Raw genomic sequence first — 20559 nt, 5'->3', positions numbered from 1 at the left:
TCAACCCCCTGCAATAACCTGAAAAAGCAGGATCTGGTCGCCTTCCTGCACGATTTGCTGCTGCCACTGCTCGCGCGGCAGGATCTGCTGATTGAGCGCCAGCGCCGCGCCCGGTTTAAGCTGATTAAGCTCGGTGAGCAGCCCGCTGACGGTTTGCCCCTCGGCGCACTGCATCGGCTCATCATTGAACTGAATCTGCATGTTGCCCTCCGCATACCGGGCAGCCATTGGCCCGACGCAGCGCAAGGCTGCGCCACTGGCTGGTTTTACCGTCAAACAGGCGTAACTCGCCGCTGGGCGTCGCAATGCCGCTAAGCAGTTTGATGGCTTCCAGCGCCTGCAAGGTGCCCATTACGCCGACAACCGGGCCGACGATACCGGCGGTACGGCAGTTGCGTTCGGGTTCGACATCATCCGGCCACAGGCAGCGGTAACAACCTTGCTCCCACGGCGGCGTGAGCACCATCAACTGGCCGCCGAAACCGACGGCGCTGGCGGTGATGAGCGGGGTGTTGAGCGACACGCAGGCGGCGTTAATTTCCTGACGCGTGGCCATGTTGTCGGTACAGTCGAGCACCACATCGGCCCGCGCTACCGCATGCCGCAGCGCATCGCCTTTCAGTCGCTGCTGGAGCGATACCAGTTCGATATCCGGGTTGAGCCGCGTCAGGCGCTGCTGGGCAATTTGCGATTTTGAACGCGCGATATCATCAGTGGTAAACAGGATCTGGCGCTGCAGATTGCTCAAATGAATGTCGTCATCGTCTACCAGCGTCAGTTTGCCGATACCTGCTCCCGCCAGATACAGCGCGGCAGGCGAACCTAACCCGCCTAAACCGATAATCAGCACATGGCTGTCGAGCAGCTTTTGTTGGCCCTCAATAGCGATATCGCCGAGCAGGATCTGCCGGCTGTAGCGCATAAAGTCGCGGTCATTCATCGCCGACTCCCGCTATGTCGAGCAGCTGCGCCGTGGCTGCCTGCCAGTCAGCCGCCTGGGTAATGGCGCTGACCACGGCAATGCTGCCGACGCCGGTTGCCAGCACCGCGGGCGCACGTTCCAGGCTGATGCCGCCAATGGCGACGGTCGGGTAATCGGCCAGTCGTTCAATATGACTTGCCAGCTGCGTCAGCCCCTGCGGGGCGGAAGGCATCTGCTTGGTTTGCGTGGGGAAGACGTGGCCGAGTGCGATATAAGAAGGCTTAGCGGCGAGCGCGACGTCGATCTCCATATCATCGTGAGTGGAGACACCCAGGCGCAGCCCCGCCGCCTGAATCGCCTTCAGATCGGTGGTTTCAAGGTCTTCCTGGCCCAGATGCACGCCGTAAGCGTTGTGCTTAATCGCCAGCCGCCAGTAGTCGTTGATAAACAGGCGGGCGTCATAGCGACGCCCCAGTTCAATGGCGGCCATGACGTCGGCTTCGACCTCTTCATCACGCTTATCTTTAATGCGCAACTGGATCGTGCGCACGCCCGCTGCCAGCAGGCGTTCAATCCATTGCACGCTGTCCACCACCGGGTAAAGCCCGAGGCGGAACTGCACGGTCGGGAAATCAGGCTGGTACATTATGCCTCCTCTTTTTTGAGGTAGATTTCACCGCCTTTGGCGCGGAAGTTCTCCGACATATCTGCCATTCCCACTTCAATAGTCTGCGCGGCGGCGTAGTCGCGCACCTCCTGGCTGATTTTCATTGAGCAGAACTTCGGCCCGCACATCGAACAGAAATGGGCGACTTTGCCGGACTCCTGCGGCAGGGTTTCATCGTGATAGGCGCGGGCAGTGAACGGGTCGAGTGCGAGGTTAAACTGGTCTTCCCAGCGGAATTCGAAGCGCGCTTTCGACATCGCGTTGTCGCGGATCTGCGCGCCCGGGTGCCCCTTCGCCAGGTCGGCGGCGTGAGCGGCAATTTTGTAGGTAATCAGCCCTTGCTTCACGTCTTCTTTGTTCGGCAGGCCGAGGTGCTCTTTTGGCGTGACGTAGCACAGCATCGCGCAGCCAAACCAGCCGATCATCGCCGCGCCAATGCCTGAGGTGAAGTGGTCATAGCCCGGCGCGATATCTGTCGTCAACGGCCCTAAGGTGTAGAACGGCGCTTCGTGGCAGCTCTCCAGCTCTTCGGTCATGTTGCGTTGGATCATATGCATCGGCACATGCCCTGGGCCTTCAATCATCACCTGCACGTCGTATTCCCAGGCGATTTTGGTCAGCTCGCCCAGCGTATGCAGTTCGGAGAACTGCGCTTCGTCGTTGGCATCCTGAATCGAACCCGGGCGCAGGCCGTCGCCGAGAGAGAGTGAGACGTCGTAGGCGGCGCAGATTTCACAAATTTCGCGGAAATGTTCAAACAGGAAGTTTTCTTTGTGATGCGAGAGGCACCATTTCGCCATAATTGAACCGCCGCGCGAGACAATTCCGGTCAGGCGTTTAGCGGTCATCGGCACGTAGCGCAGCAGTACGCCGGCATGGATGGTGAAGTAGTCGACGCCCTGTTCGGCCTGCTCCAGCAGCGTGTCACGGAATGCTTCCCAGGTGAGATCTTCGGCGATCCCGTTGACCTTCTCCAGCGCCTGGTAGATCGGTACGGTGCCGATCGGCACCGGGCTGTTACGCAGGATCCACTCGCGGGTTTCGTGAATATAGCGACCAGTGGAGAGGTCCATCACCGTATCTGCGCCCCAGCGGGTCGACCACACCAGTTTTTCGACCTCTTCTTCGATAGAGGAAGTGACCGCCGAGTTACCGATATTGGCATTCACCTTCACCAGGAAGTTGCGGCCGATGATCATCGGCTCGGATTCCGGGTGGTTGATATTGGCCGGAATAATCGCCCGGCCCGCAGCGACTTCATCACGCACGAATTCCGGGGTGATATTTTCCGGCAGACGAGCGCCAAAGTTCATCCCCGGATGCTGGTGGCGCAGCACTTCACTACGAATACGCTCGCGGCCCATATTTTCACGGATGGCGATAAACTCCATCTCTGGCGTGACGATCCCCTGACGGGCGTAGTGCAACTGGGTCACGCGCTTACCGGCTTTGGCGCGCTTTGGCGTCAGCAGGCCGCTGAAACGGAGCTCGTCCAGGCCATCGTCGGCCAGGCGCTCTTTGGTGTAAGCGGAGCTGCGGTCGTCTAATTCTTCGCTGTCGTTACGCGCCGCAATCCACGGCTGGCGCAGTTTCGCCAGGCCCTGCTGGACGTTAATCTCCACGTCAGGATCGCCATACGGCCCGGAGGTGTCGTACACCGGCACGGCTTCGTTGTCTTCAAATTGCGGATTGTCTTTGCTGCCGCCAATTAGCGTCGGGCTCAGCTGGATTTCGCGCATCGGGATGCGGATATCCGGCTGCGAACCGGTAATATAAATGCGTTTTGAGTTAGGGAAGGCGGTCCCTTCCAGGGTATCGATAAAGTGTTGGGCTTGCGCGCGCTGTTCGCGGCGTGATGGTTTAGTAGTGGCAGACATAGCTCATTCCAAAAAAGTAAGGACGTGGCTTGTCAGACGACGGATGAAGCAAGAGAGAGACGATCGCCCAAAGACGAACGGTTGTAGATTGACTCTTGTTCCCTTCGCAGGTCTTAACCTGATCAGGTTCCGCGGATCCCGAATTAACGGTCTCAGCCTTTTCCACTCATACTGTTGTGGAAAATAAGCACTCCGACAAGAAGTAACCTCTATCTTAGAGGTAATGAATGTAAACTACGCGTTAATGCGACAAATCTCAAGCAGGACGTTTAAGAGTGCCACTCTCGTGCATCGCATCAAATACCAGCATGATCAGCTTATCTTCGAGCACGAACCGGGCTTCCAGCGCCTCGCCGAGATCCGATAAAACCTGTTGAAATTCAAGGAAGTTATCATGATCAATGGCGGTCTCCAGACTGGTGTCATAGTAGTCCATGATCAGTTGTGTGTTGGCTTCCAGCAGTGGCCAAATTTTTGTGGCTTTTAAAAGCTGCCCGTTCCCTTCCAATTTATGGAGAATACGTTCATAAATACTGAAGTGTCCGGTGGAGAGGTAATCGACCAGGCTCTGACAAAAATCATCCAGCGCTTTTTCATTGAGCCGCATGTACGATTCTTTGCCAGGCTTAATGCCAACCAGATTGTAGTAAGCCACGAGCAGGTGCTTACGTACATGTAGCCAGCGATCAACCAGTTTATTACTTCCTCCGACGTGCTCCGTCAGGCTTTCCAGCTGGTTTAGCATGATTGACTCCGCAAGATGGTGTTTAGGAACTGCTCACCCGTAAATGTAAAAATAATGTAAACAACATGCCTGTGAAGCAAAGGTTGCGCAAGAGATATGGATCGTATAATTGAAAAATTAGATAGCGGCTGGTGGATTGTCAGTCATGAGCAAAAGTTATGGTTGCCTCATGGCGAGCTGCCTCACGGCGACGCGGCACGTTTTGATTTGATTGGGCAGCGCGCACTTTCTATCGGCGAATGGGAAGGGGAGACGGTCTGGCTGGTGCAGCAGCAACGTCGCCACGATATGGGGTCGGTACGCCAGGTCATTGACCAGGATGTTGGCCTGTTTCAACTGGCCGGACGCGGCGTACAGCTGGCCGAGTTTTACCGCTCGCATAAATTCTGCGGCTACTGTGGGCACACGATGCACCCGAGTAAAACGGAATGGGCGATGCTGTGCAGCCACTGCCGGGAACGCTACTACCCGCAAATTGCCCCCTGCATTATCGTCGCCATTCGCCGTGACGACGCTATCCTGCTCGCCCAACATGTTCGCCATCGCAACGGCGTGCATACCGTGCTGGCGGGTTTTGTCGAAGTGGGCGAGACCCTTGAGCAGGCGGTGGCGCGTGAAGTCATGGAAGAGAGCGGCATTAAGGTGAAAAACCTGCGCTATGTCACTTCTCAGCCGTGGCCGTTCCCACAGTCTTTGATGACCGCATTTATGGCAGAGTATGATAGCGGCGAGATTGTTATCGACCCGAAAGAACTGCTGGAAGCGAACTGGTATCGCTACGATGATTTACCGCTGCTTCCCCCGCCAGGCACTGTCGCGCGGCGATTGATTGAAGACACTGTGGCGATGTGTCGGGCTGAGTACGAGTAAAGAACGAGTGATGATACACTGATGGACTGACGCAATAAGGAACTGCAAAAATGACCGAACTGAAGAACGATCGTTATCTGCGTGCGCTGCTGCGCCAGCCCGTTGATGTCACTCCGGTATGGATGATGCGCCAGGCGGGCCGCTATCTACCGGAATACAAAGCTACCCGCGCCGAGGCGGGCGATTTTATGGCGCTGTGCAAAAATGCCGAGCTGGCCTGCGAAGTCACGCTGCAGCCGCTGCGTCGTTATAAGCTTGATGCCGCGATCCTCTTCTCGGATATCCTGACGATTCCCGATGCGATGGGGCTTGGGCTGTATTTTGAAGCCGGAGAAGGTCCACGCTTCACCTCGCCGATTACCAGCAAGGCGGACGTCGACAAACTGCCGATCCCGGACCCGGAAGATGGGCTGGGTTACGTGATGAATGCGGTGCGCACGATTCGCCGTGAACTGAAAGGCGAAGTGCCGCTGATCGGCTTCTCCGGTAGCCCGTGGACGCTGGCGACCTACATGGTTGAAGGCGGCAGCAGCAAAGCCTTCACCGTGATTAAAAAGATGATGTATGCCGACCCTAAAGCGCTGCATCTGCTGCTGGATAAGCTGGCGAAAAGCGTCACGCTGTACCTGAACGCGCAGATCAAAGCGGGCGCGCAGTCGGTGATGATTTTCGATACCTGGGGCGGTGTGCTGACCGGTCGCGACTATCAGCAGTTCTCCCTGTACTACATGCACAAAATCGTTGATGGCCTGCTGCGCGAGAACGACGGTCGTCGTGTACCGGTGACCCTGTTTACCAAAGGCGGCGGTCAGTGGCTGGAAGCGATGGCGGAAACCGGCTGTGATGCGTTAGGTCTCGACTGGACCACTGACATTGCCGATGCGCGTCGTCGTGTAGGTCATAAAGTGGCGCTGCAGGGCAATATGGATCCATCCATGCTGTATGCGCCGCCAGCCCGCATCGAAGAAGAGGTGGCGACAATTCTGGCCGGATTCGGTCAGGGCGAAGGGCATGTCTTTAACCTGGGCCACGGCATTCATCAGGACGTCCCGCCAGAACATGCGGGTGTCTTTGTGGAGGCGGTACATCGGTTGTCCGAACAGTACCACCGCTAAGGAGTCATTATGGATCTCGCGTCATTACGCGCGCAGCAGCTTGAACTGGCCTCTTCAGTGATCCGCGAGGATCGTCTGAAGAACGATCCGCCTGATCTGATCGGCGGGGCGGACGTGGGGTTTGAGCAGGGCGGCGAAGTGACGCGAGCCGCGATGGTCTTACTGAAGTATCCCACGCTTGAACTGGTTGAATACAAGGTGGCGCGTATCGCCACCACCATGCCCTACATTCCCGGTTTTCTCTCCTTTCGTGAAACCCCCGCGCTGATGGCCGCCTGGCAATTGCTCTCGCACAAGCCAGATCTGCTGTTTGTTGACGGGCACGGCATTTCGCACCCGCGTCGCCTGGGCGTAGCCAGTCATTTTGGTCTGCTGGTGGATGTCCCGACGATTGGCGTGGCGAAAAAACGGTTGTGCGGCAAGTTTGAGCCGCTCGCTGCCGAACCCGGCGCGTTAGCACCATTGCTGGATAAAGGCGAACAGCTGGCGTGGGTCTGGCGCAGCAAAGCGCGCTGTAACCCGTTGTTTATCTCTACGGGTCACCGCGTGAGTATGGACAGCGCACTGGCGTGGGTACAACGCTGTATGAACGGCTATCGTCTGCCGGAACCAACGCGCTGGGCAGATGCGGTGGCATCCGAACGCCCGGCTTTTACGCGGCTTGCAGCAAAAGCGCCCCATATCGGGTAAACTGCGGCTAATTTCCGTATTTGAGAACTCATCATGTTACAAAATCCGATTCACCTGCGTCTGGAGAAGCTGGAAAGCTGGCAGCACGTCACGTTTATGGCCTGTCTGTGCGAACGCATGTACCCGAATTACGCCATGTTCTGCAAGCAAACTGAATTTGGCGATGGACAGATTTACCGCCGAATTCTGGATCTGATTTGGGAAGCGCTGACGGTTAAAGACGCGAAAATCAATTTCGACAGCCAGCTGGAAAAGTTTGAAGAGGCCATTCCTTCTGCAGACGATTACGATCTGTACGGCGTTTATCCGGCGATTGATGCCTGTGTGGCATTAAGCGAACTGATGCATTCACGTCTTAGCGGTGAAACGCTGGAACACGCTATTGAAGTCAGTAAGGCTTCAATTACCACAGTAGCGATGCTGGAAATGACGCAAGCTGGTCGCGAAATGACCGATGAAGAGCTCAAAGAGAACCCTGCCGTTGAGCAAGAATGGGATATTCAGTGGGAAATTTTCCGACTTTTAGCCGATTGTGAAGAACGCGATATTGAGCTGATAAAAGGGCTGCGTGCAGACCTGCGCGAGGCTGGCGAGAGCAATATTGGTATAAATTTTCAGCAATGACACCACAAAACGTGATTTAACGCCTGATTTGTCGTGCCTGAAGGCTTCCCATCCGCCCCCGGTCTGGTCTACATTTGGGGGGCGAAAAAAAGTGGCTATCGGTGCGTGTATGCAGGAGAGTGCTTTTCTGGCATTTCCGTCGCACTCGATGCTTAGCAAGCGATAAACACATTGTAAGGATAACTTATGAACAAGACTCAACTGATTGATGTAATTGCAGACAAAGCAGAACTGTCTAAAACACAGGCTAAAGCTGCTCTGGAATCCACTCTGGCTGCTATTACTGAGTCTCTGAAAGAAGGCGATGCTGTACAACTGGTTGGTTTCGGTACCTTCAAAGTGAACCACCGTGCTGAGCGCACTGGCCGCAACCCGCAGACCGGTAAAGAAATCAAAATCGCCGCAGCTAACGTACCGGCATTTGTTTCTGGTAAAGCACTGAAAGACGCGGTTAAGTAATTCGCGTGGCAGTGAACAGTTTTAACGAAGGGGCGGTTTCGCCCCTTTTGTCCATCTGGCGTCATACGCTCTGGCTTTCAGGTGTGCTGTTGCTGTCGGCCTGTAGTCGTCATTCCGAGCTTCCTCCGTTCACGGCCAGCGGTTATGTTGGCGAGCAGGGGGCAGTACGCGTCTGGCGTAAAGATTCCAGTGACGATGTTCACTTGCTCTCGGTATTGAGTCCGTGGCGTAACGGCGATACCACCACCAGTGAATACCGCTGGCAGGGAGATACGCTCTCTCTGATAGAACTCAATGTTTACAGTAAACCGCCGGAACATATTCGTATCCGCTTCGATGACCGCGGCGAACTGAGTTTCATGCAACGTGAAGTCGCCGGGCAAAAGCAGCAGCTTTCCAGCGATCAAATTGCGTTGTACCGCTATCGTGCCGATCAAATCCGCAAGACCAGCGATGCGCTGCGTCAGGGACGGGTGATATTGCGTCAGGGACGTTGGCATGCGGATAACACGGTCACAACCTGTGAAGGTGAAACGCTGAAGCCAGACCTGGAGTCGTGGGCGATAAACCATATCGAGCGCCGCCAGAAACATTCATCCGTAGAGGTGAGTGTGGCATGGCTGGAAGCGCCCGAAGGGTCGCAGTTACTGCTAGTCGCCAATGAAGATTTTTGTCACTGGCAGCCTACAGCCAAAACGTTCTGAAAACCTGAAGACAGGTAGTCAGCAGGCCTGATCCGTATGGCGTCATCAGGCATTAAGTCTTTTACCAGTGCCCCATTCCCATATGGCCGCCGCCGCGATGGTTACCGCCACCGCCGCATCCGCCGTAGCCCATTCCCGCGCCACGTGGCACGCCAGCCTGCGCCATTGCGACATCGCGTTTAACGCGCTGCTCGTCCAGAGACTGATTCAACGCTTCCATCTCTTTTGCCACGGCATTAATTTTTGCCGTGTCCGGCGAGCTGGCCGTTAATAGTGCATTGTACTCATAACGTTTGGATGTCAGCTGTTGGCGCAACGCGCTGGTCTGGGAATAGTAATCATCATAGATTTTCTGCGCGGCAGCCTGCTGCTCAGCGGTCATTGGGGTACCGCCTCGTTGCTGCATTCCATCACCGTATCCCCAGTGATTCTGCGCCAGTACCGGGGTGGAGCCAAGTGCGATAAGAGAAAGTGCAATCAGCGCCAGTTTGTTGTTCCGTTTCATCGTTCGTTCTCCTGTTGGTTAGCTTACATTCCCTTTTGCATCTTCCGTGCCAAAGCGGCAATCCCAGTCCTGCGGGCGTTGTGCGCGTCGTCTTTGCAGGAAAACGGGTAAAAATGACTCGCCAGAACGCGGCAGCGGGTCATTTTTACCCGGTACTTTCAGCGGTTTGTGTCTGAGGGCAGGGTTATCAGGGGGAAAAAATGGCATGATTTCTGCTGTATACCTGCAACGATGAAAGGAACAAGCGGGGTGAAGGGAGAGCGTATGCGTCTTTATAAGGATACGGTGGCAAAGTGGTTGAGCCGACTCTTGCTGGCGGCAATCCTGATTTTGGTCGGCTGGTTTTCGATTATGACTATTCGGGACTATGGGCGGGAAAGTGGCGCCGCGCGGCAAACGCTACTGGAAAAAGGCAGTGTGCTCATTCGCGCTCTGGAATCTGGTACGCGTGTAGGCATGGGGATGCGCATGCATCATGCCCAGCAGCAGACGCTACTGGAGGAAATGGCCGTACAACCCGGTGTGCTATGGTTTGCCGTCGTCGATGAGCATGGTGTCATTATTACTCACAGCAATTCCTCAATGGTCGGGAAAACGCTCTATTCACCGGATGTCCTGCGACAGCTTAATCCCGGAGAACAAGAAAGCTGGCGAAATATTGACATTCAAGTGAGGGACGGTGAAAACATGCCGGCTCTGGAAATTTATCGCCAGTTTCAGCCGGCGTATGGTCCAGGACGTCATGGCATGGCGAGTTGCGCCAGTAATGACGGGCGACTTAACATCCCTGCACAAACCATTTTTATCGCCTTTGATGCCAGCGATCTGGCGGCGACCCAGACAAGAGAGTGGCGTAACACGTTGATTGTCCTCTCTGCGCTGGCGGCTGTACTACTGGCAACTGTACTTACGTTTTTCTGGTATCAGCGCTATCAGCGTTCGTACAAGGAATTGCAGGATGCGATGAAGCGGAAAGAAAAACTGCTGGCGCTCGGACACCTGGCGGCCGGCGTCGCACATGAAATTCGCAATCCGCTGTCTTCCATCAAAGGTCTGGCAAAGTATTTTGCCGAACGAACCCCGCCGGGTGGCGAGTCGCATGAGCTGGCACAGGTGATGGCGAAAGAGGCGGATCGTTTAAATCGGGTGGTGAGCGAATTGCTGGAGCTGGTGAAGCCAGCGCATCTGACGCTGCAACAGGTGGATCTCAACGAGGTCATCACCCACTCATTGCATCTGGTAAGCCAGGATGCTCAAAGTCGGGAGATTCAACTACGGTTTACGATAAATCCTGCACTACCAACCATTCAGGCCGATCCTGACCGGCTAACGCAGGTCCTGCTGAATCTGTATCTGAACGCCATTCATGCGATTGGCCACCAGGGCACGATTACGGTTGAAGCGAGTGAATGCAGCGCTGAGCGCGTTAAAATTGTGGTTACCGATAGCGGGAAGGGAATTGCAGCGGAACAGCTGGAGGCCATTTTTACGCCTTACTTTACAACCAAAGCTGACGGAACCGGCCTCGGGCTGGCGGTAGTGCAGAACATTATCGAACAGCATGGTGGCACCATTCAGGTGGCAAGCGTTGAGGGCAAAGGTGCGACCTTTACTCTTTGGCTGCCGACCAAAGCGAAACAACAGGATTAACAAGGATGACGCGCGGAAAAATCAATATTCTGGTAGTAGATGACGATATCAGCCACTGCACTATTTTACAGGCGCTGCTGCGCGGCTGGGGTTATGAGGTCGCGCTGGCCTATAGCGGGCGAGCGGCGCTGGAACAGGCGCGCGAACGCGTATTTGATTTAGTGCTGTGTGATGTACGCATGGCGGAGATGGACGGCATCGCAACGCTGAAAGAGATTAAAGCGCTGAATCCGGCGATTCCGGTCTTGATCATGACGGCGTTCTCCAGCGTAGAGACCGCCGTTGAGGCGCTTAAAACCGGGGCGCTGGACTACTTAATCAAGCCGCTGGATTTTGACCGTCTGCAGGAGACGCTGGAAAAGGCGCTGGCGCATACGCGGGAAATGGGCGCCGAACTGCCATCGGCGTCGGCGGTACAGTTTGGCATGATTGGCAGCAGTCCGGCGATGCAGAAGTTGCTTAATGAAATCGCGATGGTTGCGCCCTCAGATGCGACAGTGCTCATTCACGGAGACTCCGGCACGGGGAAAGAGTTGGTGGCCCGGGCGCTGCATGCCTGCAGCGCCCGTCGCGATAAGCCGCTGGTGACGCTCAACTGCGCGGCGCTTAATGAATCGCTGCTGGAGTCCGAACTTTTTGGTCACGAGAAAGGGGCGTTTACCGGGGCGGATAAACGACGGGAAGGGCGCTTTGTGGAAGCCGATGGTGGCACGTTATTTCTTGATGAAATTGGCGATATCTCACCGCTGATGCAGGTGCGTCTGCTGCGGGCTATCCAGGAGCGAGAAGTACAGCGGGTTGGCAGCAACCAGACTATTGCGGTTGATGTCCGGCTGATAGCCGCTACGCATCGTGATCTGGCAGAGGAAGTCAGCGCCGGGCGCTTTCGTCAGGATCTCTATTATCGTCTGAACGTCGTCACCATTGAAATGCCAGCGCTGTGCCAGCGCCGGGAAGATATTCCGCTGTTAGCCGAACATTTTCTCCAGCGTTTTGCCGCGCGTAACCGTAAAGCGGTGAAAGGCTTTACGCCGCAGGCGATGGATCTGCTGATCCACTACGACTGGCCGGGCAATATTCGTGAGCTGGAAAATGCGATTGAGCGCTCGGTGGTGCTGCTGACGGGGGAATATATTTCCGAACGTGAACTGCCGATGGCGATTGCCGCGACGCCGATAAAAACGGAATTCAGTGGCGAGATCCAACCGCTGGTGGATGTCGAAAAGGAGGTGATTCTGGCGGCGCTTGAAAAAACGGGCGGCAATAAAACCGAAGCCGCCCGTCAGTTAGGCATTACGCGTAAAACGCTGCTGGCGAAAATTTCGCGTTAGCGTTGCTCGCGTTCGATGGCGCGCCAGCCGATGTCGTTACGGCTGAAGCTGCCGTCCCAGCGGATGTCGGTCATCAGGGCGTAAGCGCGTTTCTGCGCTTCAGCCACGGTGTTGCCCAGCGCGGTCGCGCACAGCACGCGACCGCCGTTGGTCAACACGCGATCGTCAGCAGACAGCGTCGTTCCTGCGTGGAACACTTTCCCGCCAGCAACTTCTTCCAGCGGCAGGCCGTGGATCTCATCGCCGGTGTTGTAGTTGCCCGGATAACCGCCCGCGGCAATGACCACACCCAGCGAGGCGCGCTCGTCCCACTCGGAGGTTTTCTCGTCCAGCTTGCCGTCGCAGGCGGCGAGACACAGATCCACGAGGTCAGATTTCATGCGCAGCATGATCGGCTGGGTTTCCGGATCGCCGAAGCGGCAGTTAAACTCGATAACCTTCGGATTGCCCTGCTTATCGATCATCAGACCCGCATAGAGGAAACCGGTGTAGGTGTTACCTTCCGCCGCCATGCCTTTCACCGTTGGCCAGATGATGCGTTCCATGGTGCGCTGGTGGACTTCGTCAGTCACTACCGGTGCTGGAGAGTAGGCACCCATCCCGCCGGTATTAGGACCGGTATCGCCGTTGCCCACGCGTTTGTGGTCCTGGCTGGTGGCCATCGGCAGCACGTGCTCGCCATCGACCATCACGATAAAGCTCGCTTCTTCACCGTCGAGGAACTCTTCGATAACGATGCGGTGGCCCGCGTCGCCAAACGCGTTACCGGCCAGCATATCATGAACCGCGGCTTCCGCTTCCTCCAGCGTCATCGCCACAATCACGCCTTTGCCAGCGGCCAGACCGTCGGCTTTGATAACGATCGGCGCGCCTTTCTCGCGCAGGTAAGCCAGCGCAGGTTCGATTTCGGTGAAGTTTTGGTACTCCGCCGTTGGAATCTGATGGCGCGCAAGGAAATCTTTGGTGAAGGCTTTGGAGCCTTCCAACTGCGCGGCACCTTCCGTTGGGCCGAAGATTTTCAGACCGGCGGCGCGGAACGCATCGACCACGCCAATCACCAGCGGCGCTTCCGGACCAACGATGGTCAGATCGATCTTCTCGTTCTGGGCAAAGGCCAGCAGCGCTGGGATATCGGTTACGCCGATGGCCACGTTTTGCAGCGTGGGTTCCAGCGCGGTGCCTGCGTTACCCGGGGCGACAAATACCGTTTCGACTTTTGGCGACTGTGCCGCTTTCCACGCCAGGGCGTGCTCGCGCCCGCCGTTGCCAATCACTAATACTTTCATCGTCTGCTCCGTGGATTAATGGCGGAAGTGGCGCATGTCGGTAAATACCATCGCAATGCCGTGTTCATTGGCGGCGGCAATCACTTCGTCATCGCGAATAGAACCACCCGGCTGGATCACGCAGGTCACACCGGCGGCAGCAGCGGCATCAATCCCGTCGCGGAACGGGAAGAACGCGTCGGACGCCATAGAGGAACCTTTCACTTCCAGGCCTTCGTCGGCGGCTTTAATCCCGGCGATTTTCGCGGAGTAAACGCGGCTCATCTGGCCTGCGCCTATGCCAATAGTCATGTTCTCTTTGGCATAAACAATGGCGTTGGATTTCACGAACTTCGCCACTTTCCAGCAGAACAGCGCATCGCGCAGCTCCTGCCCGGTCGGCTGGCGTTTGGTCACTACGCGCAGTTCAGCTTCGCTCACCATACCGAGGTCGCGGTCCTGAACCAGCAGGCCGCCGTTAACGCGTTTGAAGTCCAGACCCGGCACACGCTGTGCCCACTGGCCGCAGGTCAGAACACGAACGTTCTGTTTGGCAGCGGTGATCTTCAGTGCGTCTTCGGTAGCCGATGGGGCGATGATCACTTCCACGAACTGGCGGGAGATGATCGCCTGCGCGGTTTCGGCATCCAGCTCGCGGTTAAAGGCGATGATGCCGCCGAATGCGGAGGTCGGGTCGGTTTTGTAAGCACGATCGTAAGCGTCAAGAATAGAGGTACTTACTGCTACACCACACGGGTTCGCGTGTTTGACGATCACACAGGCTGGCTCGTTGAATTCTTTCACGCACTCCAGTGCCGCATCGGTATCAGCGATGTTGTTGTAGGAAAGCGCTTTACCCTGAACCTGCTGCGCGGTGGCAACGGACGCTTCTTTAACATTCTCTTCTATATAGAAGGCAGCCTGCTGATGGCTGTTCTCGCCGTAGCGCATATCCTGCTTCTTAATGAAGTTCAGGTTCAGCGTACGCGGGAAGCGACCGGCGGCTTCTTTGCTTTCACCGTGGTAGGCCGGAACCATGCTGCCGAAGTAGTTGGCGATCATGCTGTCGTAAGCGGCAGTGTGTTCGAAGGCTTTAATCGCGAGATCGAAACGGGTGTCGAGGGTCAGAGAACCGTCGTTGGCATCCATCTCTTTAATAATGGCGTCGTAGTCGCTGCTCTTCACAACGATAGCTACATCTTTATGGTTCTTGGCAGCGGAGCGCACCATGGTCGGGCCGCCGATATCAATGTTCTCTACGGCATCTTCCAGAGAACATCCTTCGCGGGCGACGGTCTCGGCGAACGGATACAGGTTAACGACAACCATATCGATAGGAGCAATGTGGTGTTGTTCCATAATGGCATCATCCTGGCCACGACGACCGAGGATGCCGCCGTGGACCTTCGGATGCAGGGTCTTCACGCGTCCATCCATCATTTCCGGGAAGCCGGTGTAATCGGAAACTTCGGTCACTGGCAGACCTTTCTCCGCTAACAGGCGCGCAGTGCCACCTGTAGACAGCAGCTCCACACCACGTGCGGAAAGTGCCTGAGCGAATTCGATGATACCGGCCTTGTCAGAAACACTGAGCAGAGCGCGGCGGACTGGACGACGTTGTTGCATGGTAAATCCCCTGGATTTGACTATTACAGAGAGCGTTAGGTGAATTCTTGGCTAAAAACTCAGCTAACGCCCCTTACGGGGCATCCTTGTTGTGCGGGGGCATTGTAACGAAAACGTTTGCGCAACGCTCGCGAATTTTTCTCTTTACCTCAATTCCATTATTTCATCTCTATAGATGAGGGATAAAACCAGGTGACTCTCGAAAGAGAACCTTATTTTTGTGGATAACTCTGTGTGTAAATGGGTATAAGGCGGGGTTCTGCTGGGGATTGCAGCAGTCAGTCATTTTTCTGTCATTTAAGGGTTGCGGGCTGAGGGAAACTCCCTATAATGCGCCTCCATCGACACGGCGGATGTGAATCACTTCACACAAACAGCCGGGCCGGTTGAAGAGAAAAACCTGAAAATGAGGGTTGACTCTGAAAGAGGAAAGCGTAATATACGCCACCTCGCGACAGAGCGCTAAAGCGCGTCGCAACTGCTCTTTAACAATTTATCAGACAATCTGTGTGGGCACTCGAAGATACGGATTCTTAACGTCGCAAGACGAAAAATGAATACCAAGTCTCTGAGTGAACACGTAATTCATTACGAAGTTTAATTCACGAGCATCAAACTTAAATTGAAGAGTTTGATCATGGCTCAGATTGAACGCTGGCGGCAGGCCTAACACATGCAAGTCGAACGGTAGCACAGAGAGCTTGCTCTTGGGTGACGAGTGGCGGACGGGTGAGTAATGTCTGGGAAACTGCCCGATGGAGGGGGATAACTACTGGAAACGGTAGCTAATACCGCATAACGTCGCAAGACCAAAGAGGGGGACCTTCGGGCCTCTTGCCATCGGATGTGCCCAGATGGGATTAGCTAGTAGGTGGGGTAACGGCTCACCTAGGCGACGATCCCTAGCTGGTCTGAGAGGATGACCAGCCACACTGGAACTGAGACACGGTCCAGACTCCTACGGGAGGCAGCAGTGGGGAATATTGCACAATGGGCGCAAGCCTGATGCAGCCATGCCGCGTGTATGAAGAAGGCCTTCGGGTTGTAAAGTACTTTCAGCGAGGAGGAAGGTGTTGAGGTTAATAACCTTAGCAATTGACGTTACTCGCAGAAGAAGCACCGGCTAACTCCGTGCCAGCAGCCGCGGTAATACGGAGGGTGCAAGCGTTAATCGGAATTACTGGGCGTAAAGCGCACGCAGGCGGTCTGTCAAGTCGGATGTGAAATCCCCGGGCTCAACCTGGGAACTGCATCCGAAACTGGCAGGCTAGAGTCTTGTAGAGGGGGGTAGAATTCCAGGTGTAGCGGTGAAATGCGTAGAGATCTGGAGGAATACCGGTGGCGAAGGCGGCCCCCTGGACAAAGACTGACGCTCAGGTGCGAAAGCGTGGGGAGCAAACAGGATTAGATACCCTGGTAGTCCACGCCGTAAACGATGTCGACTTGGAGGTTGTGCCCTTGAGGCGTGGCTTCCGGAGCTAACGCGTTAAGTCGACCGCCTGGGGAGTACGGCCGCAAGGTTAAAACTCAAATGAATTGACGGGGGCCCGCACAAGCGGTGGAGCATGTGGTTTAATTCGATGCAACGCGAAGAACCTTACCTACTCTTGACATCCAGAGAACTTTCCAGAGATGGATTGGTGCCTTCGGGAACTCTGAGACAGGTGCTGCATGGCTGTCGTCAGCTCGTGTTGTGAAATGTTGGGTTAAGTCCCGCAACGAGCGCAACCCTTATCCTTTGTTGCCAGCGGTTCGGCCGGGAACTCAAAGGAGACTGCCAGTGATAAACTGGAGGAAGGTGGGGATGACGTCAAGTCATCATGGCCCTTACGAGTAGGGCTACACACGTGCTACAATGGCGCATACAAAGAGAAGCGACCTCGCGAGAGCAAGCGGACCTCATAAAGTGCGTCGTAGTCCGGATTGGAGTCTGCAACTCGACTCCATGAAGTCGGAATCGCTAGTAATCGTGGATCAGAATGCCACGGTGAATACGTTCCCGGGCCTTGTACACACCGCCCGTCACACCATGGGAGTGGGTTGCAAAAGAAGTAGGTAGCTTAACCTTCGGGAGGGCGCTTACCACTTTGTGATTCATGACTGGGGTGAAGTCGTAACAAGGTAACCGTAGGGGAACCTGCGGTTGGATCACCTCCTTACCTTAAAGAAGCGTTCTTTGTAGTGCTCACACAGATTGTCTGATGAAAAGTAAATAGCAAGGCGTCTTGCGATTGAGACTTATACGTCCCCTTCGTCTAGAGGCCCAGGACACCGCCCTTTCACGGCGGTAACAGGGGTTCGAATCCCCTAGGGGACGCCACTTGCTGGTTTGTGTGAGTGAAAGTCGCCGGCCTTAATATCTCAAAACTTACCTTCGGGTGACGTTTGAGATATTTGCTCTTTAAAAATCTGGATCAAGCTGAAAATTGAAACGACACACTGTTTCATTTCTCCGTAATAAGAAATGAAAAATGGTGTGTTCGAGTCTCTCAAATTTTCGCAACACGGTGGTGTTTTACGAAACATCTTCGGGTTGTGAGGTTAAGCGACTAAGCGTACACGGTGGATGCCCTGGCAGTCAGAGGCGATGAAGGACGTGCTAATCTGCGATAAGCGTCGGTAAGGTGATATGAACCGTTATAACCGGCGATTTCCGAATGGGGAAACCCAGTGTGATTCGTCACACTATCATTACGTGAATCCATAGCGTAATGAAGCGAACCGGGGGAACTGAAACATCTAAGTACCCCGAGGAAAAGAAATCAACCGAGATTCCCCCAGTAGCGGCGAGCGAACGGGGAGCAGCCCAGAGTCTGAATCAGCTTGTGTGTTAGTGGAACGGTCTGGAAAGTCCGACGGTACAGGGTGATAGTCCCGTACACCAAAATGCACAGGTTGTGAACTCGAAGAGTAGGGCGGGACACGTGGTATCCTGTCTGAATATGGGGGGACCATCCTCCAAGGCTAAATACTCCTGACTGACCGATAGTGAACCAGTACCGTGAGGGAAAGGCGAAAAGAACCCCGGCGAGGGGAGTGAAAAAGAACCTGAAACCGTGTACGTACAAGCAGTGGGAGCCTCTTTATGGGGTGACTGCGTACCTTTTGTATAATGGGTCAGCGACTTATATTCTGTAGCAAGGTTAACCGAATAGGGGAGCCGAAGGGAAACCGAGTCTTAACTGGGCGTTAAGTTGCAGGGTATAGACCCGAAACCCGGTGATCTAGCCATGGGCAGGTTGAAGGTTGGGTAACACTAACTGGAGGACCGAACCGACTAATGTTGAAAAATTAGCGGATGACTTGTGGCTGGGGGTGAAAGGCCAATCAAACCGGGAGATAGCTGGTTCTCCCCGAAAGCTATTTAGGTAGCGCCTCGTGAACTCATCTTCGGGGGTAGAGCACTGTTTCGGCTAGGGGGTCATCCCGACTTACCAACCCGATGCAAACTGCGAATACCGAAGAATGTTATCACGGGAGACACACGGCGGGTGCTAACGTCCGTCGTGAAGAGGGAAACAACCCAGACCGCCAGCTAAGGTCCCAAAGTCACAGTTAAGTGGGAAACGATGTGGGAAGGCACAGACAGCCAGGATGTTGGCTTAGAAGCAGCCATCATTTAAAGAAAGCGTAATAGCTCACTGGTCGAGTCGGCCTGCGCGGAAGATGTAACGGGGCTAAACTGTGCACCGAAGCTGCGGCAGCGACACTATGTGTTGTTGGGTAGGGGAGCGTTCTGTAAGCCGTTGAAGGTGTGTCGTGAGGCATGCTGGAGGTATCAGAAGTGCGAATGCTGACATAAGTAACGATAATGCGGGTGAAAAACCCGCACGCCGGAAGACCAAGGGTTCCTGTCCAACGTTAATCGGGGCAGGGTGAGTCGACCCCTAAGGCGAGGCCGAAAGGCGTAGTCGATGGGAAACAGGTTAATATTCCTGTACTTGGTGTTACTGCGAAGGGGGGACGGAGAAGGCTATGTTAGCCGGGCGACGGTTGTCCCGGTTTAAGCATGTAGGCGGGTGTTTTAGGTAAATCCGGAACACTACTAACGCTGAGGTGTGATGACGAGGCACTACGGTGCTGAAGTAACAAATGCCCTGCTTCCAGGAAAAGCCTCTAAGCATCAGGTAACACGAAATCGTACCCCAAACCGACACAGGTGGTCAGGTAGAGAATACCAAGGCGCTTGAGAGAACTCGGGTGAAGGAACTAGGCAAAATGGTGCCGTAACTTCGGGAGAAGGCACGCTGATATGTAGGTGAAGTGATTTACTCATGGAGCTGAAATCAGTCGAAGATACCAGCTGGCTGCAACTGTTTATTAAAAACACAGCACTGTGCAAACACGAAAGTGGACGTATACGGTGTGACGCCTGCCCGGTGCCGGAAGGTTAATTGATGGGGTTATCCGTAAGGAGAAGCTCTTGATCGAAGCCCCGGTAAACGGCGGCCGTAACTATAACGGTCCTAAGGTAGCGAAATTCCTTGTCGGGTAAGTTCCGACCTGCACGAATGGCGTAATGATGGCCAGGCTGTCTCCACCCGAGACTCAGTGAAATTGAACTCGCTGTGAAGATGCAGTGTACCCGCGGCAAGACGGAAAGACCCCGTGAACCTTTACTATAGCTTGACACTGAACACTGGTCCTTGATGTGTAGGATAGGTGGGAGGCTTTGAAGTGTGGACGCCAGTCTGCATGGAGCCAACCTTGAAATACCACCCTTTAATGGCTGGTGTTCTAACGTGGACCCGTAATCCGGGTTGCGGACAGTGTCTGGTGGGTAGTTTGACTGGGGCGGTCTCCTCCTAAAGAGTAACGGAGGAGCACGAAGGTTAGCTAATCCTGGTCGGACATCAGGAGGTTAGTGCAAAGGCATAAGCTAGCTTGACTGCGAGAGTGACGGCTCGAGCAGGTGCGAAAGCAGGTCTTAGTGATCCGGTGGTTCTGAATGGAAGGGCCATCGCTCAACGGATAAAAGGTACTCCGGGGATAACAGGCTGATACCGCCCAAGAGTTCATATCGACGGCGGTGTTTGGCACCTCGATGTCGGCTCATCACATCCTGGGGCTGAAGTAGGTCCCAAGGGTATGGCTGTTCGCCATTTAAAGTGGTACGCGAGCTGGGTTTAGAACGTCGTGAGACAGTTCGGTCCCTATCTGCCGTGGGCGCTGGAGAATTGAGGGGGGCTGCTCCTAGTACGAGAGGACCGGAGTGGACGCATCACTGGTGTTCGGGTTGTCATGCCAATGGCATTGCCCGGTAGCTAAATGCGGAAGAGATAAGTGCTGAAAGCATCTAAGCACGAAACTTGCCCCGAGATGAGTTCTCCCTGAGACTATAAGTCTCCTGAAGGAACGTTAAAGACGATGACGTTGATAGGTCGGGTGTGTAAGTGTAGCGATACATTGAGCTAACCGATACTAATGAACCGTGAGGCTTAACCTTACAACGCCGAAGATGTTTTGGCGAAAGACAGACATCGATTTCAGCTTGATACAGATTACATCA

At 54.9% G+C, this 20559-nt stretch carries 17 protein-coding genes, 1 tRNA gene, 2 rRNA genes and 1 riboswitch; of the genes, 11 read left to right on the top strand and 9 right to left on the bottom strand.

Going from position 1 to position 20559, the window contains the following annotated elements; all coding sequences use genetic code 11:
* The 5 genes from thiS to rsd all read right to left on the bottom strand — a co-directional run bounded on the left by thiS (position 1) and on the right by rsd (position 4211).
* Positions 1–201 carry a sulfur carrier protein ThiS gene (thiS, locus tag HV041_RS18980; protein WP_003033088.1) on the bottom strand — a complete coding sequence of 67 codons (201 nt, stop codon included), beginning with the start codon at positions 199–201 and terminating at the stop codon, positions 1–3.
* Complete coding sequence (locus HV041_RS18975; RefSeq protein WP_003842023.1) at positions 182–940, bottom strand: HesA/MoeB/ThiF family protein; 759 nt, start codon at positions 938–940, stop codon at positions 182–184. Before HV041_RS18975 ends, thiS begins: the two co-directional genes overlap by 20 nt.
* A complete protein-coding gene (thiE, locus tag HV041_RS18970; protein WP_182294257.1) occupies positions 933–1568 on the bottom strand; it encodes a thiamine phosphate synthase in 636 nt (211 codons plus the stop codon). Before thiE ends, HV041_RS18975 begins: the two co-directional genes overlap by 8 nt.
* Complete coding sequence (thiC, locus tag HV041_RS18965) at positions 1568–3466, bottom strand: phosphomethylpyrimidine synthase ThiC (protein ID WP_003842020.1); 1899 nt, start codon at positions 3464–3466, stop codon at positions 1568–1570. Before thiC ends, thiE begins: the two co-directional genes overlap by 1 nt.
* An 82-nt stretch (positions 3467–3548) precedes the next feature.
* Positions 3549–3671, bottom strand: a riboswitch (TPP riboswitch).
* Between the two features lie 51 nt (positions 3672–3722).
* Complete coding sequence (rsd, locus tag HV041_RS18960; RefSeq protein ID WP_121585303.1) at positions 3723–4211, bottom strand: sigma D regulator; 489 nt, start codon at positions 4209–4211, stop codon at positions 3723–3725.
* Between the two features lie 96 nt (positions 4212–4307).
* On the opposite strand from rsd, the gene nudC reads away from it, so the two are divergent.
* The 6 genes from nudC (at position 4308) to HV041_RS18930 (ending at position 8673) form a co-directional block, all read left to right on the top strand.
* Positions 4308–5081, top strand: coding sequence for an NAD(+) diphosphatase (nudC, locus tag HV041_RS18955; protein ID WP_048214113.1), 774 nt, complete (start codon positions 4308–4310; stop codon positions 5079–5081).
* A gap of 50 nt (positions 5082–5131) precedes the next feature.
* Positions 5132–6196 carry a uroporphyrinogen decarboxylase gene (gene hemE, locus HV041_RS18950; RefSeq protein WP_057064651.1) on the top strand — a complete coding sequence of 355 codons (1065 nt, stop codon included), beginning with the start codon at positions 5132–5134 and terminating at the stop codon, positions 6194–6196.
* 9 nt (positions 6197–6205) lie between these two features.
* Positions 6206–6886: a deoxyribonuclease V gene (nfi, locus tag HV041_RS18945; RefSeq protein WP_048214111.1), complete on the top strand. Its 681-nt coding sequence runs from the start codon at positions 6206–6208 to the stop codon at positions 6884–6886.
* 33 nt (positions 6887–6919) lie between these two features.
* The gene (locus tag HV041_RS18940; protein WP_003842015.1) at positions 6920–7510 is read left to right on the top strand and encodes a YjaG family protein; all 591 of its coding nucleotides are present in this window, start codon (positions 6920–6922) and stop codon (positions 7508–7510) included.
* Between the two features lie 186 nt (positions 7511–7696).
* Positions 7697–7969: a nucleoid-associated protein HU-alpha gene (gene hupA / locus HV041_RS18935; protein ID WP_001044509.1), complete on the top strand. Its 273-nt coding sequence runs from the start codon at positions 7697–7699 to the stop codon at positions 7967–7969.
* An 11-nt stretch (positions 7970–7980) separates the two neighbouring features.
* A complete protein-coding gene (locus HV041_RS18930) occupies positions 7981–8673 on the top strand; it encodes a DUF1481 domain-containing protein (protein WP_061068788.1) in 693 nt (230 codons plus the stop codon).
* Between the two features lie 61 nt (positions 8674–8734).
* Here the strand turns inward: HV041_RS18930 and zraP are convergent, their stop codons facing one another.
* On the bottom strand, positions 8735–9178 hold the full coding sequence (zraP, locus tag HV041_RS18925; RefSeq protein ID WP_032945657.1) for a zinc resistance sensor/chaperone ZraP: 444 nt from the start codon (positions 9176–9178) through the stop codon (positions 8735–8737).
* Between the two features lie 18 nt (positions 9179–9196).
* Positions 9197–9385, bottom strand: coding sequence for a hypothetical protein (locus HV041_RS18920; RefSeq protein ID WP_121585304.1), 189 nt, complete (start codon positions 9383–9385; stop codon positions 9197–9199).
* Positions 9386–9442: 57 nt separating this feature from the next.
* On the opposite strand from HV041_RS18920, the gene zraS reads away from it, so the two are divergent.
* Both zraS and zraR read left to right on the top strand, forming a co-directional pair.
* Positions 9443–10828: a two-component system sensor histidine kinase ZraS gene (gene zraS, locus HV041_RS18915; RefSeq protein ID WP_121585305.1), complete on the top strand. Its 1386-nt coding sequence runs from the start codon at positions 9443–9445 to the stop codon at positions 10826–10828.
* A 5-nt stretch (positions 10829–10833) separates the two neighbouring features.
* Positions 10834–12159 (top strand): sigma-54-dependent response regulator transcription factor ZraR, encoded by a 1326-nt coding sequence (gene zraR / locus HV041_RS18910; protein ID WP_121585306.1) that lies wholly within the window; start codon positions 10834–10836, stop codon positions 12157–12159.
* On the opposite strand, the gene purD is transcribed toward zraR, so the two are convergent.
* Both purD and purH read right to left on the bottom strand, forming a co-directional pair.
* A complete protein-coding gene (purD, locus tag HV041_RS18905; protein WP_121585307.1) occupies positions 12156–13445 on the bottom strand; it encodes a phosphoribosylamine--glycine ligase in 1290 nt (429 codons plus the stop codon). The genes zraR and purD overlap by 4 nt on opposite strands.
* Before the next feature lie 15 nt (positions 13446–13460).
* Positions 13461–15050, bottom strand: a complete 1590-nt coding sequence (purH, locus tag HV041_RS18900) for a bifunctional phosphoribosylaminoimidazolecarboxamide formyltransferase/IMP cyclohydrolase (RefSeq protein WP_121585308.1) — start codon at positions 15048–15050, stop codon at positions 13461–13463.
* Positions 15051–15669: 619 nt separating this feature from the next.
* Between purH and HV041_RS18895 the strand changes: the two genes are divergently transcribed.
* The 3 genes from HV041_RS18895 to HV041_RS18885 all read left to right on the top strand — a co-directional run bounded on the left by HV041_RS18895 (position 15670) and on the right by HV041_RS18885 (position 20496).
* Positions 15670–17209, top strand: a 16S ribosomal RNA gene (locus tag HV041_RS18895).
* An 85-nt stretch (positions 17210–17294) separates the two neighbouring features.
* Positions 17295–17370, top strand: a tRNA-Glu gene (locus tag HV041_RS18890).
* Positions 17371–17589: 219 nt separating this feature from the next.
* A 23S ribosomal RNA gene (locus HV041_RS18885) occupies positions 17590–20496 on the top strand.
* The 16S and 23S rRNA genes sit together here with 1 tRNA gene alongside, the layout of an rRNA operon.
* The last annotated feature ends 63 nt before the right edge of the window (positions 20497–20559 follow it).

The sequence above is a fragment of the Citrobacter sp. RHBSTW-00029 genome (genome assembly GCF_014104295.1).
Lineage (GTDB): Bacteria > Pseudomonadota > Gammaproteobacteria > Enterobacterales > Enterobacteriaceae > Citrobacter > Citrobacter youngae.
The sequence above is the reverse complement of the archived record's forward strand: the minus strand, read 5'-3'. Positions and strand labels throughout refer to the sequence as shown.